The 24,978-nt window shown below is 67.9% G+C and carries 21 protein-coding genes and 1 tRNA gene; 4 read left to right on the forward strand and 18 right to left on the reverse strand.

Annotation, left to right across the window (positions count from 1 at the left end; translation table 11 throughout):
• Nucleotides 1-2: 2 nt before the first annotated feature.
• Entirely contained in the window at nt 3-2,411 is a 2,409-nt protein-coding gene (gene ppsA, locus O9Y01_RS00815; protein ID WP_269629600.1) for a phosphoenolpyruvate synthase, read from the reverse strand.
• Between the two features lie 274 nt (nt 2,412-2,685).
• Here ppsA and ppsR point away from each other — a divergent pair, with 274 nt between their 5' ends.
• Nucleotides 2,686-3,507: a posphoenolpyruvate synthetase regulatory kinase/phosphorylase PpsR gene (gene ppsR, locus O9Y01_RS00820; protein WP_183102702.1), complete on the forward strand. Its 822-nt coding sequence runs from the start codon at nt 2,686-2,688 to the stop codon at nt 3,505-3,507.
• 294 nt (nt 3,508-3,801) lie between these two features.
• On the opposite strand, the gene O9Y01_RS00825 is transcribed toward ppsR, so the two are convergent.
• The 16 genes from O9Y01_RS00825 to rpsB all read right to left on the reverse strand — a co-directional run bounded on the left by O9Y01_RS00825 (nt 3,802) and on the right by rpsB (nt 18,933).
• On the reverse strand, nt 3,802-4,584 hold the full coding sequence (locus tag O9Y01_RS00825) for a TrmH family RNA methyltransferase (protein WP_269629601.1): 783 nt from the start codon (nt 4,582-4,584) through the stop codon (nt 3,802-3,804).
• Nucleotides 4,581-5,207 carry a ribonuclease HII gene (gene rnhB / locus O9Y01_RS00830; protein WP_269629602.1) on the reverse strand — a complete coding sequence of 209 codons (627 nt, stop codon included), beginning with the start codon at nt 5,205-5,207 and terminating at the stop codon, nt 4,581-4,583. Before rnhB ends, O9Y01_RS00825 begins: the two co-directional genes overlap by 4 nt.
• Nucleotides 5,179-6,324 carry a lipid-A-disaccharide synthase gene (gene lpxB, locus O9Y01_RS00835; protein ID WP_269629603.1) on the reverse strand — a complete coding sequence of 382 codons (1,146 nt, stop codon included), beginning with the start codon at nt 6,322-6,324 and terminating at the stop codon, nt 5,179-5,181. Before lpxB ends, rnhB begins: the two co-directional genes overlap by 29 nt.
• 2 nt (nt 6,325-6,326) lie before the next feature.
• The gene (gene lpxA / locus O9Y01_RS00840) at nt 6,327-7,115 is read right to left on the reverse strand and encodes an acyl-ACP--UDP-N-acetylglucosamine O-acyltransferase (RefSeq protein ID WP_269629604.1); all 789 of its coding nucleotides are present in this window, start codon (nt 7,113-7,115) and stop codon (nt 6,327-6,329) included.
• 50 nt (nt 7,116-7,165) lie between these two features.
• Nucleotides 7,166-7,630, reverse strand: coding sequence for a 3-hydroxyacyl-ACP dehydratase FabZ (gene fabZ / locus O9Y01_RS00845; protein ID WP_269629605.1), 465 nt, complete (start codon nt 7,628-7,630; stop codon nt 7,166-7,168).
• On the reverse strand, nt 7,627-8,664 hold the full coding sequence (gene lpxD, locus O9Y01_RS00850; RefSeq protein ID WP_269629606.1) for a UDP-3-O-(3-hydroxymyristoyl)glucosamine N-acyltransferase: 1,038 nt from the start codon (nt 8,662-8,664) through the stop codon (nt 7,627-7,629). The genes fabZ and lpxD overlap by 4 nt, the downstream gene beginning before the upstream one ends.
• Nucleotides 8,665-9,174 carry an OmpH family outer membrane protein gene (locus O9Y01_RS00855; RefSeq protein WP_269629607.1) on the reverse strand — a complete coding sequence of 170 codons (510 nt, stop codon included), beginning with the start codon at nt 9,172-9,174 and terminating at the stop codon, nt 8,665-8,667.
• Nucleotides 9,174-11,489, reverse strand: a complete 2,316-nt coding sequence (gene bamA, locus O9Y01_RS00860) for an outer membrane protein assembly factor BamA (protein WP_269629608.1) — start codon at nt 11,487-11,489, stop codon at nt 9,174-9,176. The genes O9Y01_RS00855 and bamA overlap by 1 nt, the downstream gene beginning before the upstream one ends.
• Nucleotides 11,490-11,501: 12 nt before the next feature.
• The gene (rseP, locus tag O9Y01_RS00865; protein WP_269629609.1) at nt 11,502-12,872 is read right to left on the reverse strand and encodes an RIP metalloprotease RseP; all 1,371 of its coding nucleotides are present in this window, start codon (nt 12,870-12,872) and stop codon (nt 11,502-11,504) included.
• Entirely contained in the window at nt 12,872-14,068 is a 1,197-nt protein-coding gene (ispC, locus tag O9Y01_RS00870) for a 1-deoxy-D-xylulose-5-phosphate reductoisomerase (protein ID WP_269629610.1), read from the reverse strand. Before ispC ends, rseP begins: the two co-directional genes overlap by 1 nt.
• Nucleotides 14,065-14,910 carry a phosphatidate cytidylyltransferase gene (locus tag O9Y01_RS00875; protein ID WP_269629611.1) on the reverse strand — a complete coding sequence of 282 codons (846 nt, stop codon included), beginning with the start codon at nt 14,908-14,910 and terminating at the stop codon, nt 14,065-14,067. The genes ispC and O9Y01_RS00875 overlap by 4 nt, the downstream gene beginning before the upstream one ends.
• Complete coding sequence (uppS, locus tag O9Y01_RS00880; protein WP_269629612.1) at nt 14,911-15,636, reverse strand: polyprenyl diphosphate synthase; 726 nt, start codon at nt 15,634-15,636, stop codon at nt 14,911-14,913.
• A gap of 13 nt (nt 15,637-15,649) precedes the next feature.
• Nucleotides 15,650-16,210, reverse strand: coding sequence for a ribosome recycling factor (gene frr / locus O9Y01_RS00885; protein ID WP_269629613.1), 561 nt, complete (start codon nt 16,208-16,210; stop codon nt 15,650-15,652).
• Nucleotides 16,211-16,260: 50 nt separating this feature from the next.
• Nucleotides 16,261-16,971: a UMP kinase gene (pyrH, locus tag O9Y01_RS00890; protein WP_183102689.1), complete on the reverse strand. Its 711-nt coding sequence runs from the start codon at nt 16,969-16,971 to the stop codon at nt 16,261-16,263.
• A 198-nt stretch (nt 16,972-17,169) separates the two neighbouring features.
• Nucleotides 17,170-18,081, reverse strand: a complete 912-nt coding sequence (tsf, locus tag O9Y01_RS00895; RefSeq protein ID WP_269629614.1) for a translation elongation factor Ts — start codon at nt 18,079-18,081, stop codon at nt 17,170-17,172.
• A gap of 105 nt (nt 18,082-18,186) precedes the next feature.
• Entirely contained in the window at nt 18,187-18,933 is a 747-nt protein-coding gene (rpsB, locus tag O9Y01_RS00900; RefSeq protein ID WP_183102687.1) for a 30S ribosomal protein S2, read from the reverse strand.
• Nucleotides 18,934-19,367: 434 nt separating this feature from the next.
• On the opposite strand from rpsB, the gene O9Y01_RS00905 reads away from it, so the two are divergent.
• Together O9Y01_RS00905 and O9Y01_RS00910 are read left to right on the forward strand one after the other, a co-directional pair.
• Nucleotides 19,368-20,669 carry an NAD(P)/FAD-dependent oxidoreductase gene (locus O9Y01_RS00905; RefSeq protein WP_269629615.1) on the forward strand — a complete coding sequence of 434 codons (1,302 nt, stop codon included), beginning with the start codon at nt 19,368-19,370 and terminating at the stop codon, nt 20,667-20,669.
• Nucleotides 20,670-20,683: 14 nt separating this feature from the next.
• Nucleotides 20,684-22,219, forward strand: a complete 1,536-nt coding sequence (locus O9Y01_RS00910; protein ID WP_269629616.1) for an NAD(P)H-hydrate dehydratase — start codon at nt 20,684-20,686, stop codon at nt 22,217-22,219.
• Between the two features lie 42 nt (nt 22,220-22,261).
• On the opposite strand, the gene rnr is transcribed toward O9Y01_RS00910, so the two are convergent.
• Nucleotides 22,262-24,514, reverse strand: a complete 2,253-nt coding sequence (gene rnr / locus O9Y01_RS00915; RefSeq protein WP_269630516.1) for a ribonuclease R — start codon at nt 24,512-24,514, stop codon at nt 22,262-22,264.
• A 141-nt stretch (nt 24,515-24,655) separates the two neighbouring features.
• Here rnr and O9Y01_RS00920 point away from each other — a divergent pair.
• Nucleotides 24,656-24,740: transfer RNA gene (locus tag O9Y01_RS00920), tRNA-Leu, on the forward strand.
• The last annotated feature ends 238 nt before the right edge of the window (nt 24,741-24,978 follow it).

Genomic DNA, 24,978 nt, shown 5'->3' on the forward strand with positions numbered 1-24,978 from the left:
GATCAACGCTTGGCAAGGCGCTGCCAGGTGTCGATGACGCTGTCCGGGTTCAGGGACATCGACACGATGCCCTCCTGCGCCAGCCAGTCCGCGAAGTCCGGGTGGTCGCTGGGGCCCTGGCCGCAGATGCCGATGTACTTGCCCGTGGCGCGGCAGGCCGTGATGGCGCGGGAGATCAGGGCCTTCACGGCGGAGTCGCGTTCGTCGAAGTCGCCGGCCAGCAGTTCCAGGCCGGAGTCGCGGTCCAGGCCCAGGGTCAGCTGGGTCAGGTCGTTCGAGCCGATGGACATGCCGTCGAAGTGCTCCAGGAACTGCTCGGCCAGGATGGCGTTGCTGGGCACCTCGCACATCATGATCAGGCGCAGGCCGTCGGTGCCGCCGGCGGCGGCGCGCTTGAGGCCGCGCTCGGCCAGCATGGCGACCACACGCTCCGCCTGGCGCACGGTACGCACGAAGGGCACCATGATCTCGACGTTGGTGAGGCCCATGTCATTGCGCACGCGCTTCAGGGCTTCGCACTCCATGGCGAAGGCGTCGGAGAACTCGCCGCTGATGTAGCGCGAGGCGCCACGGAAGCCCAGCATGGGGTTCTCTTCATCCGGCTCATAGCGTGAGCCACCGATCAGCTTGCGGTACTCGTTGCTCTTGAAGTCGGAGAGGCGAACGATCACCGGACGCGGGAAGAAGGCGGCGGCGATGGTGGCGATGCCCTCGGCCAGCTTGTCCACGTAGAAGGCGCGCGGCGAGGCGTGGCCGCGGGCCACGGACTCGACGGCCTTCTTCAGGTCGGCATCGATGTTCGGATAGTCCAGGATGGCCTTGGGGTGGACGCCGATGTTGTTGTTGATGATGAACTCGAGGCGGGCCAGGCCCACGCCGCTGGAGGGCATCTGGGCGAAGTTGAAGGCCAGCTGCGGGTTGCCCACGTTCATCATGATCTTGACGGGGCAGTACGGCATCTCGCCGCGGTGCACCTCGGTGATCTCGGTCTCGAGCAGGCCGTCGTAGATGTGGCCGGTGTCGCCTTCCGAGCAGGCCACGGTGACCAGCTGGCCGTCCTTGAGCTTTTCGGTGGCGTCACCGCAGCCCACCACGGCCGGGATGCCCAGCTCGCGGGCGATGATGGCCGCGTGGCAGGTGCGGCCGCCGCGGTTGGTGACGATGGCGCTGGCGCGCTTCATCACCGGCTCCCAGTTGGGATCGGTCATGTCGGTGACCAGCACGTCGCCGGGCTGCACGCGCTCCATCTCGGAGATGTTGTGGACCAGACGGACCGGGCCGGTGCCGATCTTCTGGCCGATGGCGCGGCCCTCGGCCAGCACCACGCTGTGGCCCTTGAGCTTGTAGCGGTGCTCGACCTGGCCCTCGGCCTGGCTCTTCACCGTCTCGGGGCGGGCTTGCAGGATGTAGAGCTTGCCGTCGATGCCGTCGCGGCCCCACTCGATGTCCATCGGGCGGCCGTAGTGCTGCTCGATGATCAGCGCGTACTTCGCCAGCTCGGTGACCTCGTCATCGTTGAGCGAGTAGCGGTTGCGCTGCTCGGGCGCGGTGTCCACGGTCTTGACAAGCTTCTTGGTCGCGGCCTTTTCCTCGGGCGTGCTGAACTCCATGCGGATCAGCTTGGAGCCCAGGTTGCGGCGGATCACGGCGAACTTGCCCTTGGCCAGCGCCGGCTTGTGCACGTAGAACTCGTCGGGGTTGACGGCGCCCTGCACCACGGTCTCACCGAGGCCGTAGCTGGAGGTGATGAAGACCACGTCCTTGAAGCCGGACTCGGTGTCGATGGTGAACATCACGCCGGCCGAGCCGAGGTCGGAGCGCACCATGCGCTGAACGCCGGCGGAGAGGGCCACCTCGCTGTGCTCGAAGCCCTTGTGCACGCGGTAGCTGATGGCGCGGTCGTTGTAGAGGGAGGCGAAGACCTCCTTCATCTTGTGCAGCACTTCCTCGATGCCATGCACGTTCAGGAAGGTCTCCTGCTGGCCGGCAAAGGAGGCGTCCGGCAGGTCCTCGGCGGTGGCGGAGGAGCGCACGGCGAAGGTCGCCTCGAGGTTGTCGGCCGTCAGCGCGGCAAAGGACGTGCGGATGGCCGCTTCCAGGTCCGCCGGGAAGGGCTGGGCCTCGACCCAGCCGCGGATCTCGGCACCGGCCTCGGCCAGGGCACGGACGTCGTCGGTGTTGAGGTCGGCCAGGCGCTTCTGGATGCGCGCATCCAGACCCTGGAACTTCAGGAACTCGCGGAAGGCATGGGCCGTGGTGGCAAAGCCGCCGGGCACGCGCACGCCGGAGGCGGCGAGCTGCGAGATCATTTCGCCGAGGCTGGCGTTCTTGCCGCCAACGACCTCGACGTCGCTCATTCTCAGATTCTCAAACGGGACGACCAGGGCGGCCGCATCGAAGCGAGAGGACATGGGAAAACTCCGTGATGTTGTGAAACCGGGGCTCCCACGCCGGGCGCAGCGGGCTCGCGGGTGGCGAGCGGCGCGTCCTTCGGCGCAGCACTGGCAGCGAACTTCACCCAGGGAAAGGCATGCGCGGCTCCACCATTTCTGAATTCTGCTTGGAGGAGGAACGGCGGCATGGCGCTAGGGTGTGGCATTTCCAGCGATCGAATGCGGCCGATTCTACGGGCATCAGCTTCTATGATGGAACACCACGAAACCAGGTTCGCCGGAGAAACAGGACATGCCCAATCGCACCGTGTATTTCGTCTCGGACGGCACCGGGATCACCGCAGAAACCTTCGGGAACTCGATCCTGGCGCAGTTCGGCGGCAAACCGCGCCATGTGCGGCGCCCCTTCATCGACACGGCCGACAAGGCCAGACAGGTGGTCCGCGAGATCAATGACTTGTGCGATAGCGAAGGCCAGCGGGTCATCGTCTTCGCCACCCTGGTCAACACCGAGGTGCTGGAGGTGGTCCGCGCGCAGTGCAAGGGCCTGCTGCTGGACATGTTCGGCACCTTCATCGCGCCGCTGGAGGAGGAACTGCAGGTCAAGTCCAACCACCGCGTGGGCCGCTTCTCGGACGTGGCCAAGAGCCAGGAATATCACGACCGCATCGAGGCCATCAATTTCTCCCTGGCCCATGACGACGGGCAGTCCGCCAAGAACCTGGACACCGCCGACGTCATCCTCGTGGGCGTGAGCCGCTGCGGCAAGACGCCCACCTCGCTGTACCTGGCCATGCAGCACGGCATCAAGGCCGCCAACTACCCGCTGATCCCCGAGGACTTCGAGCGCGGCAAGCTGCCCTCCACGCTGAGCCCGCACAAGCGCAAGTGCTTCGGCCTGACCATCGACCCGGAGCGCCTCTCGCAGATCCGCAACGAGCGCCGCCCAGGCAGCAAGTACGCCGACATCCTCAACTGCCGCTACGAGGTCAACGAGGCCGAGACCATGATGAAGCGCGAGGGCATCTCGTGGCTGTCCTCGACGCACAAGTCCATCGAGGAGATCGCGACGACCATCCTCCGCGACATTCGCCCCGACAGATTGATCTATTGATTCCCCCCTACTCGCTTCGCGCCCTTGCAGGGCGCACCGGACCAGAGGCCCGGTCCTTCGGCAGGCACAAACGCCACGGCGTTTGTGTCCGGCCTCAGCCCCCCAGGGGGCGCACCCGCAGGCCCGGCTTACTGACCACCCCTTGCTCGCTTCGCGAGCCCCCGTCAAGGGGGCACGCACGGCGGCCCGGCAAAGCCGGATCCGCGTGCGTCGCCCTGAGCGGAAAGGCCCGGCTGCTGCGCAGCGGGCCTTTCCTTTTTTAAGCGCAGCGCTGTTGTGATCGGCGACTGAGAGTCAGGCCAACAGCTTTTGGCGGGCGCTTTCGTAGAGGCAGATGCTCGCGGCGCTGCCGACGTTGAGCGATTCCTCGCCGCCGGGCTGGGGAATGCCCACGGTCAGGGTGCAGCGCTGCATCAGCTCGGGCTGCACGCCCTGCCCTTCGTGGCCCATCACCCAGGCGCAGGGGCTGGGGAGCTGCACGCGGTGCAGTTCATCCTTGGCATGCGAGCTGGTGGCGATCAGGGGGAGTTGGAGGTGGTCGAGGTCGGCGGGCTGCAGGCCCTCGACCAGGCGCAGGCCGAAGTGCGCGCCCATGCCGGCGCGCAGCACTTTCTGCGACCACAGCGCAGCCGTGCCCTTCAGCGCGGCAATCTGGCGGAAGCCCATGGCGGCGGCGCTGCGCAGGATGGTGCCCACATTGCCCGCGTCCTGCAGGCGGTCCAGCACCACGGTGTCCATGCCCGGCTGCAGGGCGGCGTCCGACGGCAGGGCCATCTCGAAGCCCATGCGGGCCGGGCTTTCCAGGCCGCTCAAGCCCTGGAACAGGCCCTCGTTGACGACCAGCACCAGCGGTGCCTCCTCGGCCAGGGCCATCAAGGCCGGATCCTGGCAGGCGGTCTCGGTGATCACCGCCATCGACGGCCGGCAGCCGCGCTGCAGGGCCGCCCGGGCCAGGTGGTCGCCTTCCAGCCAGACGCTGCCGAGCCTGCGGTAGGCCGAGGCCTCCTGGGCCAGCTTGCGCAGGCGCTGCAGCTTGGGGTTGTCGCGGGCGCTGATGTGCTGGAGCTGGGGCTTCATTCGAGGAGTGCTTTCACGGGGCCGAAGCTGCGGCGGTGCCAGGGGGTCAGGCCATGCTCGCGCAGGGCCTGCAGGTGTTCGGCCGTGGGATAGCCCTTGTGGCCGGCGAAGCCGTATTCGGGATGGCTGGCATGCCATTGCTGGCACAGGCGGTCGCGGTGGACCTTGGCCAGGATGGACGCAGCCGAGATGGCCTTCACCTTGGCATCGCCCTTGACGATGGCCTCGGCCGGGATCTTGAGCGTGGGCAGGCGGTTGCCGTCCACCAGCACCTTGGCAGGCTTCAGGCGCAGGCCCTCGACGGCGCGGCGCATGGCCAGCATCGTGGCCTGCAGGATGTTGAGTTCATCGATTTCCTCGACGCTGGCCTCGGCAATGCAGCAGCACAGGGCCTTGGCGCGGATCTCGTCGAAGAGCTGCTCGCGGCGCTTCTCGCTGAGCACCTTGGAATCGGCCAGCCCGGCGATGGGATGCTCGTCGTCCAGGATGACGGCCGCCGCCACCACCGGGCCGGCCAGGGGCCCGCGGCCCGCCTCGTCCACGCCGGCCATCAGGCCCGGGGCGTCCCACAGCAGGCCCAGCTGGTGCGGGGGCTCAGGACGCGAGGACTTGCGCGATGGCATCGGCAGCGCGCTGCGCGGTGTTGCAGCGCAGGGTCAGGTGTTGCTCATGGAAGGTGGCGATGGCTGCGTCGCGGCGCGCCGGATCGTCCAGCCAGGCCAGGCCTTCGCGGGCCAGGGCCTCGGGGGTGCAGTCGTCCTGCAGCAGCTCGGGCACGACGAAGCGGCCGGCGAGCGCATTGGGCAGGCCCACCCAGGGCTGCAGGCGCTTGCCCTTGATGCGCCACCAGTTCAGCGCATGCAGCCGATAGGCAATCACCATGGGCCGCTTGAACAGCGCAGCCTCCAGCGTGGCGGTGCCACTGGCCACCAGCGTGAGGTCGCAGGCGGCCAGGGCCTCGTGGGACTGGCCGTCCAGCAGCGCCAGGTCCAGCCCCGGCGCATGCTTGCGGACCAGCGGGTCAACGAGGCTGCGCAGGCCCGGCACCACCGGCATCACGAAGCGAAGCTGGGGGCGGACCCGGCTCATCAGCACGGCAGCCTGCAGCAGGGGCTCGGCAATGTAGCGGATCTCGCTCTTGCGGCTGCCGGGCAGCAGGGCCACGACGGTGTCGCCCTCCCCCAGTCCGAGCTTGCCACGGGCGGCGGCCCTGGGCGGCTCCAGGGGGATGACGTCAGCCAGCGGATGGCCCACATAGCTCGCCGAGATGCCGGCCTCGGCCAGCAGCGCGGGCTCGAAGGGAAAGAGGCACAGCACATGGTCCGTCGAAGCGCGGATCTTGTTCACGCGCTCGGCGCGCCAGGCCCAGATCGAAGGGCAGACGAAATGGATGCTCTTGATGCCCGCGGCCTTGAGCTTCGCTTCCAGCGCGAAGTTGAAGTCGGGGGCATCGATGCCGATGAAGGCGCGCGGCGGATCCGCCAGCAGGCGCTCGCCCAGGGCCTTGCGGATCCCGAGGATCTCGCGCAGGTGCAGCAAGGCATCGACATAGCCGAAGACGGAGAGCTTGTGGTGCGGCCACCAGGCCTCGAAGCCCTGAGCCGCCATGCGCGGCCCCCCGATGCCGGCGGCCTGCAGGCCCGGCCAGCGCTCACGCAGGCCTGCCAGCAGCAGGCCGCCGAGGAGGTCGCCGGAGGCCTCGCCGGCCACCAGGCTGAGGCGGGGCGCGGCCTCAGGCATGGTCAGCGGATGATGCCGCGCGTGGCGGTGTTGAGGAAGTCCAGCATCAGCTGGATGGTGTCATGCGCGTCCGCGTGCTCGCCCTGCAGCGCCATCATCTCCATCTTGGCCTGGTCGACCGTGAGGCCGCGGCGGTAGAGGATGCGGTACATCTGCTTGACCGCATTGAGCTGCTCGGGCGTGAAGCCGCGGCGCTTGAGGCCTTCGAGGTTGAAGCTGCGGGCCTCGGCCGTGTTGCCGGCGGCCATGATGAAGGGCGGCAGGTCCTGGAAGAGGATGGAGCCCATGCCCGTCATGCTGTGGGCGCCGATGTGCACGAACTGGTGCACCACCGTGAAGCCGCCCAGGATGGCCCAGTCGCCCACATGCACGTGGCCGGCCAGCTGCGCGTTGTTGGCGAAGATGGTCCGGCTGCCCACCACGCAGTCATGGGCCAGGTGGACGTAGGCCATGATCCAGTTGTCATCGCCCACGCGGGTGATGCCGGCGTCCTGCGAGGTGCCCCGGTTGAAGGTGCAGAACTCGCGCACCACATTGCGGTCCCCCACGATCAGCTGCGTGGGCTCGCCGGCGTACTTCTTGTCCTGCGGCGCGGCGCCGATGGAGCTGAACTGGAAGAACTGGTTGTCGCGGCCGATGGTGGTCGGACCTTCGAGCACGCAGTGGGGGCCGATGCGGGTCCCGGCATCGATCTTCACGCCGGCCCCGATGAGGGTGTAGGCACCGACCTCGACCGAGCTGTCCAGCTCGGCCTTGGGGTCCACGATGGCTGTGGGATGGATCTTGCTCATCGACTGCGTTCCAGAGTCCGGGGGGCGGTTGAAGGGCGGGCGCGCAGGCCTCAGGCCTCGATGCGGCGCATGGTGCACATCAGCTCGGCCTCGCAGGCGATGTCATCGCCCACATAGACCTTGCCGGTGTACTTGAAGATGGAAGCCTTGGCGCGGTCCAGGGTCACGTCCAGCACCAGCTGGTCACCGGGCTCCACGGGGCGCTTGAAGCGGGCGCCGTCGATGCCAGCGAAGTAGCAGACGGTCTTGTCGTCCAGCTCGGTGTCCAGGCTCACCAGGGTCAGCACGGTGGCGGCCTGGGCCATGGCTTCCAGCATCAGCACGCCGGGCATCACCGGGCGGTGCGGGAAGTGGCCCATGAAATAGGGCTCGTTGATGGACACATTCTTCAGCGCACGGATGCGCTTGCCCTTCTCGATCTCCAGCACGCGGTCCACCAGCAGGATGGGGTAGCGGTGGGGGATCTTGGCCAGGATCTGGTGGATGTCCATCTTGGTGTCGGTCGCGGTCGTCATTCTTTTCTCTCTAGGGCGCGCAAACGGTCGCGCATGGCATGCAACTGTCTCAGGGTTGCTGCATTCTTTTCCCAGCTGGCATTGTCGTCGAAGGGGAAGACGCCGCTGTACTGGCCGGGTTTGGTGATGGTGCGGGTGACCACGGTGGCGGCGGACACATGGACGTGATCCGCCAGGCTCAGATGCCCCAGCACGATGGCCCCGCCGCCCACGGTGCAGTGGGCGCCGATGCGCGCGCTGCCCGCCACGCCGGCGCAACCGGCCATGGCCGTGTGGGTGCCCACGTGCACGTTGTGGCCGATCTGGACGAGGTTGTCGAGCTTGACGCCCTCCTCCAGGATGGTGTCACCCAGGGCGCCGCGATCGATGCAGCTGTTGGCGCCGATCTCGACGTGGTCCCCGATGCGCACGGCACCGAGCTGCTCGATCTTCTCCCAGCGGCCCTGGCTCAGTGCGAAGCCGAAGCCGTCCGCGCCGATCACCACGCCGCTGTGCAGGATGCAATGCGCGCCGATATGGCAGTCAAAGCCCACGGTGACGTGCGGCGCCAGGCGGCTGCCAGCGCCGATGCGGGCGCGGGCCTCGATCACGCAATGGGCGCCGATGCGGGCGCCCTCACCGATCACGGCGCCGGACTCGATCACGGCCAGGGGGCCGATGTCCACGCCCTGCCCCAGCTGCGCGTCATCAGCGATCACGGCGGAGGGGTGGATGCGGGCCGGCGGCAGCGGGCGCACCTGGCGGGCCCACCACTGGGTGAGGCGGGCGAAGTAGAGGTAGGGATCCGGCGTGACGATCACCGCGGCACCGGGCTGGCGCTGGGCCGCTGCCTCGGCCAGGGCGGGCGCCACGATCACGCAGGCGGCCTGCGTGGTCTTGAGCTGAGACTGGTAACGCACATTCGCCAGGAAGGCGATGGACTGGGCATCCGCCGATTCCAGCGCGGCGATGCGCCGGATGGGGGTTTCGGGCGCACCAAGAAGATCGCCGCCCAAGGCGGCGATCAGGTCAGCCAGGGTGACGGCGGTATCCAATCACTTCTGAGCGTTGAGCTGGTCGATCACCTTCTTGGTGATGTCCACGCGGTTGCTGACGAAGCTGGCGTCCTGGAGGATCAGGTCGTACTTCTCGCTGTCGAAGATCTGCTTGACGATGCGGTTGGTGCGCTCGATCAGGGTCTGCAGCTCTTCGCCACGGCGCTGCTGCAGGTCCTCGGAGTACTCGCGCTTCTTGCGCTGCAGATCGCGCTCCTGCTCGGCCAGGTCGCGCTGGCGGCGGCTGCGGTCGGCTTCGGCGAGCAGGGTGGAGTCCTTGTCGAACTTCTCGGCCGCCTGGCGCAGCTTCTGCTCGGCGTCCTTGATGTCCTTCTCGCGACGGCTGAATTCCGTTTCCAGCTTGGTCTGTGCGGCCTTGGCGAAATTGCTCTCACGCGTGACGCGCTCGAGGTTCACGTAGCCGATCTTGAGTTCCTGGGCTTGCAAGGTCATCACCGGCGCGGCCACGAGGACCAGGGCGCACAGCGATTTCATCAAGGTGCTCTTCATCAGAATGCAGTCCCGACTTGGAATTGGAATTTCTCGATTCTATCTTTCGAGTCCTTGCGGATGGGCTTGCCCATGCTCAGCTTCAGCGGACCCATGGGGGACAGCCAGCTGATGCCGATGCCGGCCGCGACCCGGACGGAGTCCAGCGACACCTTGTAGTACGGGTTCTTGGTGTCCCACACATTGCCGGCATCCAGGAAGGTGAACAGGCGGAAGGACTTGTCATTGCCTGCACCGGGAACGGGCAGGTAGAGCTCGGCGTTGACATTGGCGCGCAGATTGCCGCCGATATTGGAGCCGGTCAGGTCCACGGGACCCAGCGAGTTGGACTCGAACACCCGCACCGAGCCCAGGCCGCCGGCGTAGTAGTTCTTGAAGATGGGGTACTTGCGCCCACCCAGGCCCACGCCGTAGTCCAGCTGGGCGTTGATCATCCAGCTGAACTTGTTGGTGATGGGGAAGAACTGCTGCCACTGCAGGCTGGCACGCGCATAGCGGGCATCGCCCACCGCACTCATCTCGAGGTTCACGCGCTGGTACTTGCCGGCGGTGGGCGAGATGATGCTGTCGCGCTGCTCGTTCTGCCAGCCGATGGTGAGGGGGACTGCCAGGCTGTTGTTGCCCTGCTCCAGCACCTGCAGCTTGTACATCAGCGGGATGCCGGCATCGGTCGAGATCTTGGTCTTCTCGACGCCCAGGCCGAAGAAGACGGTGTCCAGCTCCGAGAAGGGCACGCCGAAGCGCAGCGAGCCGCCGTAGGTGGCGAACTCGTAGACATCGCCGAAGCTGTTGTAGGGCTTGCTGGTGCGGTAGAAGACGTCCACGCCGCGGGACACGCCGTCCACGGTGAAGTAGGGATCGACGGTGGAGACCGACAGCGCACGGCCGGTCTTGGCGGTGTTCACCTCCAGGCCCAGGTAGTTGCCGGAACCGAAGACGTTGTCCTGGCGGATGGAGCCGGTGAACGAGACACCCTGCTGGCTGCTGTAGCCGGCGCCCACCATGATGTTGCCGGTGGGCCGCTCGGTCACGGCCAGGGTGACGTCGACCTGATCGGGCGCGCCCGGCACCTCGCTGGTGTCGATGGTGACGTCCTTGAAGTAGCCCAGGCGCTCCACGCGGTCGCGCGAGAACTTGATGCGTGCGCCGTCGTACCAGGCGCCTTCGAACTGGCGGAACTCACGGCGGATCACTTCGTCTCGGGTGCGCGTGTTGCCGGACACCAGCATGCGGCGCACGTAGACGCGGCGGCCGGGATCGACCACCAGGGCCACCACCACCTGGCCGGTGGTCTTGTCGATCTCGGGGCGGCTTTCCACGCGGGCGAAGGCGTAGCCGAAGGTACCGAGGTAGTCGGTGAAGGCACGCTTGGTCGCGGTGACGGACTCGTCCTTGTAGGCCTGGCCCGGCTTGATGCCCACCAGGCGCTTGAACTCCTCGTCGCGGCCCAGCAGCTCACCTTCCAGCTTCACCGCTGTCACGGTGTAGGGCTGGCCTTCCTTGACGGTGATGGCGATGTTGATGCTCTGCTTGTCCGGCGAGATGGTGACCTGGGTGGACTCGATCGAGAACTCCAGATAGCCACGGTTCAGGTAGTAGGAGCGCAGGGTTTCCAGGTCGGCGTTGAGCTTGGTACGCGAGTAGCGGTCGCTCTTCGTGTACCAGGTCAGCCAGCCGGTGGTGGTCTGTTCCAGCAGGCCCAGCAGGGTGCTCTCGGAGAAGACCTTGGAGCCCAGGATGCGGATGTCACCGATCTTGGCCGGATCGCCTTCCGTCACCGTGAAGGCCACGTTGACGCGGTTGCGCTCCAGCGGGGTGATGGTCGTGGTGACCTCGGCGCCGTAGAGGCTTCGGGTCAGGTACTGGCGCTTGAGCTCCTGCTCGGCGCGGTCGGCCAGGGCCTTGTCGAAGGGCTTGCCTTCGCCGATGCCGATGTCCTTCAGCGACTTGGTCAGGGCTTCGGTGTCGAATTCCTTGAGGCCAACGAAGCTGACGGCGGCAATCACCGGGCGCTCGTCGATCACCACCACCAGCACGTCGCCGTCGATGTTGATGCGCACGTCCTTGAACAGGCCGGTGGCGAACAGCGCGCGCAGTGCGGCCGCGCCCTTTTCATCGTTGTAGGTGTCGCCCACGCGGAAGGGCAGGCTCGCGAAGACGGTGCCGGGGTCGGTACGCTGCACGCCCTCGACCCGGATGTCCTTGAGCACGAAGGGGTCGACCGCCCAGGCGTTGCCCGCCTGCAATGCGGCAGCGAGCGCGAGGGACAGGACGGAGGGGCGAATGCGCGCGCGCTGGGTCAGGTGTGGAGACATGCAGGTGAGAGATCAGTGCAGACCCAGCTTGCGGGTCACGTCGTTGGAAAGGGCCAGAGCCATCATCAGCAGCATCAGGAAGAAACCGGCGCGCTGCAGCCGCTCCAGCCACCACTCGGACACGGGGCGGCCGCTCAGACCCTCGAAAAGATAATACATCAGGTGCCCCCCATCGAGCATGGGCAGCGGCAGCAGGTTCAGGACGCCTAAGCCGACGCTAAGCATGGCCAGCAGGCTCAGGTACTGGTACAGGCCCACGCGAGCGGCCTGCCCGGCGGCATCGGCAATGGTGATGGGGCCGCTGAGGTTCTTCAGCGAAGCCTGGCCGATCAGCATGCGACCGAAGATCTTGAGCGTCATCCAGGACTGCTCCCAGGTCTTGCGCAGGCCGATCAGCAGGGCGTCATCCAGGGCGTGGCGCACCAGCACCGTCTGGGGCGCCGCGCCCACGAGGGCCTGGATGCGGCCGATGCGGGATTCGCCCTCCACCACCACGGCAGGCGTGACCTCCAGAGACAAGACCTGACCCCGGCGCTCGATCCGCCACTGCTGCGCCTGCGCGGCGGGCGTCTGGGCATGGGCGCGGATGCCGGCGATCAGCTGCGCGGCATCGGTCACCATGCGGCCATCCACCTCGAGCACGCGGTCGCCCGCCTGCAGGCCGGCCTGCTCGGCCGGGCCGCCTGGCGCGACCTCGCCGATCACCGGCTCGCGCAGCGGGCCTCCCAGGCCCAGACGGGTCATGGCAGCCAGGTCCGGCTCACGGGTGCCCAGCTCGGCCATGTCCAGGCGGACCTCGCGCCGGCCGTGGCCGTTGGCATCGGCCAGCTGCAGGCTCAGTACCGACTGCTCGGTGATGGCCTCGATCACCGGCCATTGCAGCTCCGCCGCGGAGGCGATGTCCTGCCAGGCGCGGCCGTCCAGGGCGATGGCCATCACCCGGTCGCCGGCGCGCATGCCGGCGCGTTCGGCCAGCCCACCGGGCTTGGGCGAGCCCAGCAGGGCCAGCGGCTCCTGCTGCCCCATCCAGGCCAGGCTGGCGAAGAGCACGATGGCCAGCAGGAAGTTGGCCACCGGCCCGGCTGCGACGATGGCTGCCCGCTGCCGCAGGGGTTTGAGGTTGAAGGCCTGGTCGCGCTGGTCGGCGGGCACGGGCCCTTCGCGTTCGTCCAGCATGCGCACATAGCCGCCCAGAGGCAGCGCAGACAGCGTGAATTCGGTCGAGTCAGCCGTACGCTGGCGGCGCCAGATGACGCGGCCGAAGCCCAGAGAGAAGCGCAGCACCTTGACGCCGCAGGCCCGCGCGACGCTGAAGTGGCCGTACTCGTGCACGAGGATCAGCACCCCCAGCGCCAGGACAAAGGCCACCACTTCCAGCACCATCAGGCCCTCAGCTTTTCAATGCGCTCGCGCGCGGCCTGCCGCGCCTGGGCGTCCAGGGCCAGCAGCCCTTCCAGCGACTGGCACTGGCCGGCCTGCGGATGCACCGTCGCCAGCACCTCGGCATTGAGCGCATGAATCTGGTCGAAGCGCAGGTGCCGGTCCAGGAAGGCGGCCACCGCCTCTTCGTTGGCGGCGTTGAGCACGGCCGTCGCCCCCTCCTCGGCCTTCAGGGCCTGCCAGGACAGGTACAGGCCGGGGAAGCGACGCTCGTCGGCCTCCTCGAAGCTGAGATCCTTGCCGGCCAGCAGGTCCAGGCGCGAAGCGCCGGACTCGATGCGCGCCGGGAAGGACAGTGCATACGCAATGGGCACGCGCATGTCCGGCGTGCCCAGCTGGGCCAGCACGGAGTTGTCGCGGCAGACCACCATGGAGTGGATGATGCTCTGCGGGTGGATCAGCACGCGGATCTGCTCGGGCTTGAGATTGAAGAGCCAGCGCGCCTCGATGACCTCCAGCGCCTTGTTCATCATGGTCGCGGAGTCCACCGAGATCTTGCGACCCATCACCCAGTTCGGGTGAGCACAGGCCTGCTCGGGCGTGACCTCGGCCAGCGTCGCCGGATCACGCTGGCGGAAGGGGCCTCCGGAGGCCGTCAGCACGATGTGGTCGATGCGCTGAGCCCAGGTCGAGCGGTCCTCGGGCAGGCACTGGAAGATGGCCGAGTGTTCGGAATCCACCGGCAGCAGCGTGGCCCCGCCCTGCTCCACCGCCTGCATGAACAGCGCACCGCCGACGACGATGGCTTCCTTGTTCGCCAGCATCAGGCGCTTGCCCGCGCGCGCGGCGGCCAGGCAGGGCGCAAGGCCCGCGGCGCCCACGATGGCCGCCATCACCGCATCCACCTCGGGATGGGCGGCGACCTCGCTGAGCGCCTGCACGCCACTGAGCACCTCGGTGCGGCTGCCCTGCTCGCGCAGCAGGCGGCGCAGTTCCAGGGCTGCGGTCTCCTCGGGCATCACGGCGAAGCGGGGCTTCCACTGCAGGCACTGGGCCAGCAGTGCGTCCACGCGGCTCATGGCACTGAGGGCGAAGACCTCGTACTGCTCGGGGTGGCGCGCCAGCACGTCCAGCGTGTTGGTGCCGATGGAGCCGGTCGAGCCCAGCACGCAGACGCGCTGACGGCGGGAAGTGTTCATGCGACGAGGGAGTTCAGGGCCAGCGCCAGCGGGAACACCGGCAGCAAGGCATCAACACGGTCCAGCACGCCGCCATGGCCTGGCAGCAGCTGGCTGCTGTCCTTGGCGCCCACGGCACGCTTGATGAGGGATTCGAAGAGATCGCCGACCACGCTCATGGCCGACAGGAAGACCAGGGCCAGCAGGCCCAGCGGCAGGCCCAGGCCCTTCAGCAGGCGGGCGTAGAGGCTGGGGCCGTCTGCCGCGATGCGCGGCTCCAGGGCGAAGGTCCAGGCCAGGCCCAGCAGCAGCACGGCCGCCATGCCGGTCCAGACGCCCTCCCAGCTCTTGCCCGGGCTGATGGCCGGGGCCAGCTTGCGCCGGCCCAGGGTGCGGCCGCCGAAGTAGGCGAAGACGTCGGCCACCCACACCAGGCAGAAGACCGAGAGGATGAAGTTCAGGCCCAGTCCGCGCGCCGAGGCGATGGCCGCCCACGCGGCCCACAGCAGCACGAAGCCCAGCACCACGCGGCCCGCCAGCGGCAGGCGCGGCCAGCCCGCAGGCCCCAGGCGCAGGGCCTGGGACGAGCCCAGCACCCAGGCAGCGCCCACCACCCACCACAGGGCGGCAGGCAGGGAGGCAAGACCTGGCCCCAGCAGGGTGAACAGGCACAGGCCGGCCAGCGCCCCACCCATCAGCAGCGAGGCAGGCTGGGCCAGGCCGTTGAGCCGCCCCCATTCCCAGCCGCCCGCGGCGATCAGGACCAGGGTCACGGCCGCGAAGGGCCAGGGCGAGCCAGCGAACAGTGCCGGCAGCAGGATGGCCAGCAGCACGATGGCCGTGATGATGCGGGTTCCGAGCACTCAGGCCTCCAGGGCGGCTTCCGCCTTCACGCCGCCGAAGCGGCGGTCGCGCTCGCGGAAGGCGGCGATGGCCGCATCCAGCTGCGCTTCACCGAAGTCGGGCCACAGGCAGTCCGAGAAGACGAGCTCGCTGTACGCCGCCTGCCACAGCAGGAAGTTGCTGATGCGGACCTCGCCGCCCGTGCGGATGAAGAGGTCCGGATCCGGCGCATAGCTCATGGCCATGAACTCGGACAGCTTGGCTTCGCTGAGCTCCTCGGGCTTCACGCCGGCCTGCATGGCTGCACGTGCCGCCTGCACGATGTCCCAGCGGCCGCCATAGTTGAAGGCCACGTTGAGCGTGAGCTTGCTGTTGTGCCGCGTGGAGGACTCCGCCTCGTTCCAGGCATTGCGCAGCTTCTCGGAGACCGCGTCGCGGTCGCCCACGATGCGGATGCGCACGCCCATGGCACCCATGCGGGCCAGGTAGCGCGACACCGCCGCGAGCACCAGGCCCATCAGGCCGGAGACCTCATCGGAGGGGCGCTTCCAGTTCTCGCTGGAGAAGGCGAACACCGTGAGGTGCTCGATGTTGCGATCGATGCAGGCCTGGACGATGCGTACCAGCGCGTCCACGCCCTGCTTGTGGCCGAAGAAGCGCGGGAGGAAGCGCTTCTTCGCCCAGCGGCCGTTGCCATCCATGACGATGGCCACATGGCGGGGAACCGCCTTGTTCTGATCCGTCACGACGCGTGCGGGCTCAGACGGCCAGGATCTCGGCTTCCTTGGCCGCGATCAGCTTGTCGATGTCGCCGATCACGCGATCGGTCAGCTTCTGCACTTCGTCCTGCGAGCGGCGCTCGTCGTCCTCGGTGATGGCCTTGTCCTTCTGCAGCTTCTTGGCCTGCTCGTTGGCGTCGCGGCGCAGGTTGCGCACGGCCACCTTGGCGTCCTCGCCGGCGCTCTTGACGACCTTGGTCAGGTCGCGGCGGCGCTCTTCAGTCAGCGGGGGCATCGGCACGCGGATCAGGTCGCCCTGGGCCGAGGGGTTCAGGCCCAGGTCCGACTCGCGGATGGCCTTCTCGATCTTGGGACCCATGCCCTTTTCCCAGGGCTGGACGCTGATGGTGCGGGCGTCCAGCAGACTCACGTTGGCGACCTGCGAGATGGGCACGGGCGAACCGTAGTAATCCACATGGACCTGGTCCAGGATGCCCGGGTGAGCCCGGCCGGTGCGGATCTTCTGCAGTTCGGTCTTGAAGGACTCGACCGTCTTGGCCATCTTGGCCTCGGCGTTCTTCTTGATGTCAGCAATGCTCATGATGCTCAACCTTGTTCAGGAATGGACCCGGGCTCAACGCGCCAGGACGCTCAAACGTGGACCAGGGTGCCCTCGTCTTCGCCCATGACCACGCGCTTGAGCGCGCCGGCCTTGAAGATACTGAAGACCTTGATGGGCAGCTTCTGGTCGCGGCACAGGGCGAACGCGGTGGCGTCCAGCACCTGCAGATTCTTGGTGATCGCCTCGTCGAAGCTGATGCGGGCGTAGCGGGTGGCCGTGGGGTCCTTCTTCGGGTCGGCGGTGTAGACGCCATCGACCTTGGTGGCCTTCAGCATGATCTCGGCACCGATCTCGGCGCCGCGCAGCGCGGCGGCGGTGTCGGTGGTGAAGAAGGGATTGCCGGTGCCGGCCGCGAAGACGACGACCTTGCCCTCTTCCAGGTACTGCAGCGCCTTGGGGCGCACATAGGGCTCGACCACCTGCTCGATGCTGATGGCGGACATCACGCGGGCCGTCATGCCTTCCTGGCGCATGGTGTCGGCCAGGGCCAGGGAGTTCATCACCGTGGCCAGCATGCCCATGTAGTCGGCGGTGGCGCGGTCCATGCCGACCGAGCCGCCGGCCACGCCGCGGAAGATGTTGCCGCCGCCGATCACGACGGCCACTTCCACACCCAGCTGCGTCACCTCCTGGATCTCGCGCACCATGCGCACGATGGTGGCGCGGTTGATGCCGTAGGCGTCATCGCCCATCAGGGCTTCACCGGAAAGTTTGAGCAGGATGCGTTTGTGCGCGGGCATTGTGTCCTCGTCGTGGGTGGTGGGGTTGCCGCGATGCCGGGGAGAGCTCCTCCCCGACCGCAGGCGCAAGTGTAAAGGGCGCCAGAGGCGCCCTTTGTTTCCAGCCGTCGCAGTGAATCAAGGAATTTGGGGGCTCCCCCCTCATTCCCAGGTCACGCCGAGCGGCAGGCCAGGCTCGTCAGCCCGGCCAGAAGACGCTCAGGCGTTCTTGGCAGCGGCAGCCGCTTCGGCAGCAGCCTTCTGGGCGGCCACTTCGGCGGCGAAGTCGTCGACCTTCTTCTCGATGCCTTCGCCGACCACGTACAGGGTGAAGCTCTTCACCGCGGTGGCCTTTTCCTTCAGCATGGCGGCGACGGTCTGCTTGCCGTCGGCGGCCTTCACGAAGACCTGATCCAGCAGCGAGACTTCCTTCAGGAACTTCTGCACCGAGCCTTCGACCATCTTGGCGACGATGTCGGCGGGCTTGCCGGACTCGGCAGCCTTCTCTTCGGCGATCTTGCGCTCCTTGGCGACCAGCTCGGCCGGCACTTCGGCGGAGGACAGGGCGGCCGGCTTCATGGCGGCCACGTGCATGGCGACGTCCTTGGCGGCGACGTCATCGCCGTCGAACTCGACCATCACGCCGATGCGAGTGCCGTGCAGGTAGGAGACCAGCTTGCCACCCTCGTAGCGCTTGAAGCGGCGGATGGTCATGTTCTCGCCGATCTTGCCGATCAGGCCCTTGCGCACGTCTTCCACGGTCGGGCCGAAGCCTTCCTGGGACAGGGGCAGTGCCGACAGGGCGTCGACGTCAGCGGGGTTCTTCTCGGCAACCAGGCCGGCCAGGGCGTTCACGAAGGCCAGGAAGGCGTCGTTCTTGGAGACGAAGTCGGTCTCGCAGTTGACTTCGATCAGGGCGCCGGCGCCACCGACGACGGCAGCCGCCACCACGCCTTCGGCGGTGATGCGGGAAGCAGCCTTGCCAGCCTTGTTGCCCAGCTTGACGCGCAGGATTTCCTCAGCGCGGGTCAGGTCGCCGTCGGCTTCGGTCAGGGCCTTCTTGCACTCCATCATGGGAGCGTCGGTACGGGCGCGCAGCTCGGCGACCATGCTTGCGGTAATAGCAGCCATTTCAATCTCCGTTGGACTGGGAGCCGACGCAGCGGCTCCTCAAATACAGATTCAGCGTGGAAAAAAGGGGCTGAATCAGCCCCTGGTGAGCAAGTGCCGAAGGGCTCAGGCGCCTTCGTTCACTTCCACGAACTCGTCGCCGTCGGCGGCAACAGCCTGCACCAGCTCGGCGGTGCTGTTGGCACGGCCTTCCAGCACGGCGTCAGCCACGGCCTTGGCGTACAGGGCGACAGCCTTGGCGGAGTCGTCGTTGCCGGGGATGACGTAGTCAATGCCTTCGGGCGAGTGGTTGGTGTCAACCACGCCGATCACGGGAATGCCCAGCTTCTTGGCTTCGGCGATGGCGATCTTGTGGTAGCCAACGTCGATCACGAACATGGCGTCCGGCAGGGCAGCCATGTCCTGGATGCCGCCGATGTTCTTTTCCAGCTTGGCCAGCTCGCGCTGGAACATCAGGGCTTCCTTCTTGATGGCGGGCTGGGTGCCGTTCTCGACTTGAGCCTGCATGTCCTTCAGGTTCTTCAGCGAGCCCTTGACCGTCTTGAAGTTGGTCAGCATGCCGCCCAGCCAGCGCTGGTCGACGAAGGGAACGCCGGCGCGCTGGGCTTCAGCGGCCACGATCTCGCGGGCTTGACGCTTGGTACCGATCATCAGGATCGTGCCGCGCTTGGCCGACAGCTGGCGCACGAACTTCAGAGCTTCCTCGAACTTGGGCAGCGTCTTTTCGAGGTTGATGATGTGGATCTTGTTGCGATGGCCGTAAATGAACGGGGCCATCTTGGGGTTCCAGAAGCGGGTTTGGTGACCGAAGTGGACACCGGCTTCCAGCATTTCGCGCATCGTGACGGACATGAAGTAACTCCGAAGGTTGGTTCTAAAATCCAGCTCGAATCGCGTCGCAGCACAGGGCAAGAAAAAAGCCCGCTCCTTGAGCCGCCACGACACGACACCTTTCGATTGCCGGGTTTGCGATTTGTCTGCCGAGATCGCCCCACCGGACCACCGCAACGCAAGCCAAGCCAAGGAAAGCCAAGGCGGGGCTAGCACACAGGATCCGGATTGAGTTGCTGAAGTCGCTCACACAGCTGCTAACGCAGTTGCCAACGCAGTCTTCAGCATGCAGTACCCGGCAAAACCCAAAGAGTATAGCACGACTGATGTCCCTCCCTTTCGCCCGCCGCACGCGCCGTGCGGCACCCCTGCCCTGCGCCCGTCTGCCGCGCGCCCCTGAATCCCTCCTCCCCAGCGCAGACGCGCAGCGGCAGGCACTGACGGCGAGGTCCTGAATGGAAGTCGCCATCGTCGGCGCCGGCCTCACCGGCGTCCATGCGGCCCTGGAACTGGCCGCCCAGGGCCATGCCGTGGTCGTGTTCGAGCGCAGTGGCAGCGTGGCCGCCGAATCCAGCTTTGCCCAGGGCGGGCTCTGCGCCCCGGCCCTCAGTCCCGTCTGGGGCGCCCTGTGCGGCACCCAGGCCCTGGCGCTGCAGTCCAGCGGGCTCTCGGACGCCGGCTGGCGCTGGGCCGCCCGCCAGGCCCGCGGCAAGGGCTGGACCGAGGCCCGGCAGACCGCCCTCCTCACCCTCGCTCGCCAGAGCCTCGCCCGCTCGGCCCTGCTGCGCAAGCAGCTGCAGCTGGAGCATGAGCGCAGCGAAGGCCTGCTGCTGCTGATGCGCGACGAGGCCCAGGCCCGCAAGGCCCAGCCCCTCGTGGAGCGCTGGCAGGGCGCGGGGCTGGCCCACCAGTGGCTGGATGCCGAGGCCTGCCGCCGCCTGGAGCCCGGGCTCAGCCCGGACACGCCTCTGCACGGCGGCTGGCAGCTGAACGAGGCCGAAGCCTGCAACGGCCGCGAGCTGTGCCTGCTGCTCAAGCAGGCCGCCCAGCGCCTGGGCGCGCATTTCATGTTCCATACCGAAGTCCGGGCCCTGCAAGCCGGCCGGCGCCCTGCCCTCACCCATGGCCCGGCCGCACAGACCGGGATCGCCGCCGCCGCGCAACGCCAGGAGGCGCTGGCCGCCAGCGGCCCCAGCACCCTGCCCAGCCCACGCGAGGTACAGACACACAGCTTCGATGCCATCGTGCTGTGCGGCGCGCAGCCCGCTGACCCGCTCCTGGCCCAGCTGGGCCTGAAGCCGGCCCTGCGCCGGGTCTGGGGCCGCACGCTAACGGCCCCGCTTCGACAGCTCGAGGCCTTCCCCGACCTCGGACCGCGCGCCAACCTGGTCGACGACCGCCACCAGCTGAGCCTCAGCCGTCTGGGCCAGCGGGTGCGCGTCAGCGGCGGCGCCAGCCTGCAGGCACCCAGTCGCGGCGACAAGGGCTTCGAGCAGCTGCACGAGGTGCTGCACGACTGGTTCCCCGGCGCCATCCAGCCTCAGCAGGCCCAGCACTGGCAGGGCAGCCGGCTGATGGTGGCCGACGGCCTGCCCCTGCTGGGCGCCAGCGGCGCCGAGGGCATCTGGCTGAACCTGGCCCAGGGCGGCCAGGGCGCGGCGCTGGCGGCAGGCGCGGCCCAGCTGATGGCCGCGCTGATCGGCGGCCGCGACCCCGGCTGGGACCTCAGCCCCTTCTCCGCGGAACGCCTGCGCTGAGCTAGAGTGGCCGCATGATCGAGGTGCTCCATCAGGCCGGCCGCTTCCCCCTCTTCAGCAGCGAGGGCTGCCGGGCGCTGGAAGCCGCAGCCCTCGCCCGCTCCCCGGCCCGGGCGCTGATGGCCCGCGCCGGCCTGGCCGTGGCACGCCTGGCCCTGGCCGTGGCGCCCCATGCGCGATGCATCTGGATCGTCTGCGGCCCCGGCAACAACGGCGGAGACGGCCTCGTGGCCGCACGCCATCTGGCGGGCCTGGGACTGGAGGTCCACGTCAGCCATCTGCACGGCAGCAAGCCCCTGCCCGACGACGCGCAATGGGCCTGGCAGACGGCAACGGACGCCGGCCTGCAGATCGACCACACACTGCAGGCGCCCGACGGCTGCGAGCTGGTCATCGACGCCCTGCTGGGCCTGGGCCTGCAGCGGGCACCCGAGGGCAGCTTGGCGCAGGCCATCCAGGCCATCAATGCCAGCGGCGTGCCCGTGCTGAGCGTCGACCTCCCCAGCGGCCTGCATGCCGACACCGGCTGCCCCTGCCCTGATGCGCAGGCCCGGCCCGGCGCCGTCGTGAATGCGCAGCACACCCTGTGCCTGCTGAGCCTCAAGCCCGGGCTGTTCACCGGCCAGGGGCGAGACCATGCCGGCCGCATCTGGTTCGACGACCTCGGCGTCCCGGCCATGGACAGCAACAGCGGCCGCCTGATCGCCCGGGGAGAGCGGGAGCGCTGGCAGGCGCTGGCCCGCCGCGCGCATGTCAGCCACAAGGGCAGCTACGGGCAGGTGCTGGTCATCGGCGGCGCCGCGCACATGGAAGGCGCCGCGCTGCTGGCGGCCAGCAGCGCGCTGGCAGCCGGCGCAGGCAAGGTCCACCTGAAAGCCTTGTCGGGCGCCCTGCAGGCCACCGGCATGGGCCGCCTCGAGCTCATGCGCTGGCCCGAAGGCCCTCTTGACGGCCAGACGCCCTGGCAAGACCTGACCCTCGTCGTGGGCTGTGGCGCCGGGCACGGGCTGGACGTGACGCCCGGCCTGGGGTCGCCCCTGCCTGAGATCCTGCGTCAGGCCCCCCGCCTGGTGCTGGATGCCGACGGGCTCAACACCGTGTCACGCAGCACCATGGCCCAGGAACTGCTGCACGCACGCCGGAGCGCCGGACTGCAGACCCTTCTGACGCCCCATCCCCTGGAAGCCGCGCGCCTGCTGGCATGGCCGGTGGCGCAGGTGCAGGCCGACCGGCTGGCGGCGGCCCGTGCGCTCAGCAGCACCCTGGACTGCAGCGTGGTGTTGAAAGGCTCGGGCAGCGTGATCGCCAGCCCTGGCGAGCCCGTGCATGTGAATGGCAGCGGCAACGCCGCTTTGGCCGGTGCCGGCACGGGCGACGTGCTGGCCGGCTGGCTGGCCGGGCTGTGGGCGCAAGCCCCGGCAATGCCCGTGCACGAGCTCGCCACCCTGGGCGTGGCCTGGCACGGCGAAGCCGCGCACGGCGCACAGGTGCCGCTGCGGGCCGCCGATCTGATCGAGCGCATGCACACGCTGCAGGCCAGCCTGCCCTGAAGGCAAGTGGCGGCGGCGCCTCGATGGCGCCTGTGCCCGGGCTCAGCGCCGCTTGCGACCCTTGCCGGCTTCGCCGGACTTGCGGGCTGCCGTCTTGCGGGCCGCCACCGGCGACTGCGGCGCCGCCGCCGAGCGGCCGGAGCCGCCCGCCTTGGCCCGCTTGCCGCTGGCCTTCACCTCACGGTCCTGGCGCTGCACCTCGGCCAGCTGGTCCGTGGGCTTGCGCGGCGCGGCCTGCCCCGTCTTGTCGCGCAGAGGCCTGGAGGCCGGGCGGAGCTCCTCGCCATCACGCACCAGGCGGAAGTCGATCTTGCGACCGTCCAGGTCCACACGGCTGACCTGCACCTGCACCCGCGCGCCGGTGGCGTAGCGGATGCCCGTGCGCTCGCCGCGCAGCTCCTGGCGCACTTCGTCGAAGCGGTAGTACTCGCCACCCAGCTCGGTGATGTGGACCAGGCCCTCGACGAAGAGCGCATCCAGCTGCACGAACAGGCCGAAGGTCGTCACCGCGCTGACCGTGCCGCTGAACTCCTCGCCCAGGTGCTCACGCATGTAGCGGCACTTGAGCCAGGCCTCGACGTCGCGCGAGGCTTCGTCGGCGCGGCGCTCGTTGGCGCTGCAATGCGCACCCACCACCTCCCAGCGTTCGACCTCGGTGCTGGCAGAGGCCGGGTTGATGGGCTTGGCCTTGCCGGGCCGCTTGGCCGGCATGGGCACATCCATCTTGGCGGCATCCAGCTGGTAACGCTTGTTGCCCAGCATGGCCTTGATCACGCGGTGCACCAGCAGGTCCGGATAGCGGCGGATGGGGCTGGTGAAGTGCGTATAGGCCTGGTAGGCCAGGCCGAAGTGGCCGGCGTTGGCGCCCGTGTAGATCGCCTGCTGCATGGAGCGCAGCAGCATGGTGTGGATCTGGGTGGCGTCGGGCCGGTCCTTGGTGGCACTGGCGATGGCCTGGTACTCGCCGGGCGAGGGATCGTCCGACAGGCCCATGCCGATGCCCAGCGCCCGCAGATAGGCCTGCAGCGCCGTGCGCTTCTCGGGCGTGGGACCCTCGTGCACGCGGTACAGCGAATGGTGCTTGCCACCCGCGATGAAGTCCGCCGCGCAGACGTTGGCGGCCAGCATGGCCTCCTCGATCAGGCGGTGGGCATCGTTGCGCGTGCGGGGAATGATCTTCTCGATGCGGCCGTTGTCGTCACAGACGATCTGGGTCTCGACGGTGTCGAAGTCCACGGCGCCGCGACGCTGGCGCTGGCTCAGCAGCGCACGGTAGACCTCATGCAGGTGCAGCAGGTGCGGCACCAGGTCCTTGCGGCGCGCCGCCTCCGGGCCGTGGGTGTTGGCCAGCACGGCCGCCACCTCGTTGTAGGTCAGCCGCGCATGCGAGCAGATCACCGCCGGGTAGAACTGGTAGGCGTAGGTCTCGCCCTCTTCCGTGATCAGCATGTCGCAGACCATGGAGAGGCGGTCCTGCTCGGGGTTGAGCGAGCACAGGCCGTTGGAGAGCTTCTCCGGCAGCATGGGAATCACGCGGCGCGGGAAGTAGACCGAGGTCGCGCGCTCGTAGGCATCGAGGTCCAGGGGCTCGCCGGGCTTCACGTAGTGACTCACATCGGCGATGGCCACCAGCAGGCGCCAGCCCTTGAAGGCGGTCTTGCCGCGACCCTGCTTGTGCGGTGTGCAGAAGACGGCGTCGTCGAAGTCGCGGGCGTCCTCGCCGTCGATGGTGACCAGGGCCACATCGCGCAGGTCCACGCGGTTCTTCATGTCCACCGCGCGCACGCGGTCGGGCAGCTTGGCAGCCTGCGAGAGGGTCTCGGCGCTGAAGCGGTGCGGCACCTCGTACTTGCGCACCGCGATCTCGATCTCCATGCCGGGATCGTCGATTTCGCCCAGCACCTCGGTCACGCGCCCCACAGGTTGCGAATACAGCGAGGGCGGCTCGGTCAGCTCGACGGCAACCACCTGGCCAGCCGTGGCATTGGCGATGGCGTTCTTGGGCACCAGGATGTCCTGCCCATAACGCTTGTCTTCAGGGGCCACGAGCCACACGCCGGACTCCAGCAGCAGGCGCCCGATGATGGGTCGCTTCTTGCGGTCCAGGATCTCCAGCACCCGGCCTTCCGGACGGCCGCGCTTGTCGTAGCGCACGATGCGGGCGCGCAGGCGGTCGCCGTGCATCACGGCATGCATTTCCTGGGCGGAGAGGTAGAGGTCGGGCTGCCCGTCATCGGGGATGAGGAAGCCGTGACCGTCGCGGTGGCCCTGGACCACCCCCTCGACTTCACTCAGCAGGGCAGCCTGCGAACCGGCATTGTTGCCGGGACCACTTGTGTTCTTAAAATTTTTGATGATAGAATCTCAGCTTTCCTGAAACGGCCAGGCACTTTGTTTAAACGAATCATACGTTTAAACGGATGGCTTGGAAACCTTGCCCAGGTGGCGGAATTGGTAGACGCACTAGTTTCAGGTACTAGCGGGTAACTCCGTGGAGGTTCGAGTCCTCTCCTGGGCACCAGATACTCTCAAAAGCCAGCTTATGATTTCAGAGCTGGCTTTTGTTTTTATGCTTGCACTTCCCTGTGCTTCGCATTGCACTCCATGGCTGCAGATCGAAAGACCTGCGGCCATTTTGCTTTGGGGCCTGCCGCCTGCACAAGATCCCGTCGCGCAAGCGGGGCAATGGCAACACCTGACCCCGCCCTCCCCGTTCCGCCATGAAAAAAGCGCGGGGCCTCGATGACGAGGCGCCGCGC

This window comes from Pelomonas sp. BJYL3 (genome assembly GCF_027257975.1).
Lineage (GTDB): Bacteria > Pseudomonadota > Gammaproteobacteria > Burkholderiales > Burkholderiaceae_C > Roseateles_B > Roseateles_B flavus.

What these genes read in the sequence shown, in the direction of transcription:
- frr (WP_269629613.1), bottom strand. Translation starts at nt 16,210, where the DNA reads ATGAGCATTGCTGACATCAAGAAGAACGCCGAGGCCAAGATGGCCAAG.
- pyrH (WP_183102689.1), bottom strand. Translation starts at nt 16,971, where the DNA reads ATGCCCGCGCACAAACGCATCCTGCTCAAACTTTCCGGTGAAGCCCTG.
- ispC (WP_269629610.1), bottom strand. Translation starts at nt 14,068, where the DNA reads ATGAACACTTCCCGCCGTCAGCGCGTCTGCGTGCTGGGCTCGACCGGC.
- rpsB (WP_183102687.1), bottom strand. Translation starts at nt 18,933, where the DNA reads ATGTCCGTCACGATGCGCGAAATGCTGGAAGCCGGTGTCCACTTCGGT.
- lpxA (WP_269629604.1), bottom strand. Translation starts at nt 7,115, where the DNA reads ATGAGCAAGATCCATCCCACAGCCATCGTGGACCCCAAGGCCGAGCTG.
- ppsR (WP_183102702.1), top strand. Translation starts at nt 2,686, where the DNA reads ATGCCCAATCGCACCGTGTATTTCGTCTCGGACGGCACCGGGATCACC.
- lpxB (WP_269629603.1), bottom strand. Translation starts at nt 6,324, where the DNA reads ATGCCTGAGGCCGCGCCCCGCCTCAGCCTGGTGGCCGGCGAGGCCTCC.
- O9Y01_RS00825 (WP_269629601.1), bottom strand. Translation starts at nt 4,584, where the DNA reads ATGAAGCCCCAGCTCCAGCACATCAGCGCCCGCGACAACCCCAAGCTG.
- rnhB (WP_269629602.1), bottom strand. Translation starts at nt 5,207, where the DNA reads ATGCCATCGCGCAAGTCCTCGCGTCCTGAGCCCCCGCACCAGCTGGGC.
- O9Y01_RS00855 (WP_269629607.1), bottom strand. Translation starts at nt 9,174, where the DNA reads ATGAAGAGCACCTTGATGAAATCGCTGTGCGCCCTGGTCCTCGTGGCC.
- O9Y01_RS00910 (WP_269629616.1), top strand. Translation starts at nt 20,684, where the DNA reads ATGATCGAGGTGCTCCATCAGGCCGGCCGCTTCCCCCTCTTCAGCAGC.
- tsf (WP_269629614.1), bottom strand. Translation starts at nt 18,081, where the DNA reads ATGGCTGCTATTACCGCAAGCATGGTCGCCGAGCTGCGCGCCCGTACC.
- fabZ (WP_269629605.1), bottom strand. Translation starts at nt 7,630, where the DNA reads ATGACGACCGCGACCGACACCAAGATGGACATCCACCAGATCCTGGCC.
- O9Y01_RS00905 (WP_269629615.1), top strand. Translation starts at nt 19,368, where the DNA reads ATGGAAGTCGCCATCGTCGGCGCCGGCCTCACCGGCGTCCATGCGGCC.
- ppsA (WP_269629600.1), bottom strand. Translation starts at nt 2,411, where the DNA reads ATGTCCTCTCGCTTCGATGCGGCCGCCCTGGTCGTCCCGTTTGAGAAT.
- bamA (WP_269629608.1), bottom strand. Translation starts at nt 11,489, where the DNA reads ATGTCTCCACACCTGACCCAGCGCGCGCGCATTCGCCCCTCCGTCCTG.
- rseP (WP_269629609.1), bottom strand. Translation starts at nt 12,872, where the DNA reads ATGGTGCTGGAAGTGGTGGCCTTTGTCCTGGCGCTGGGGGTGCTGATC.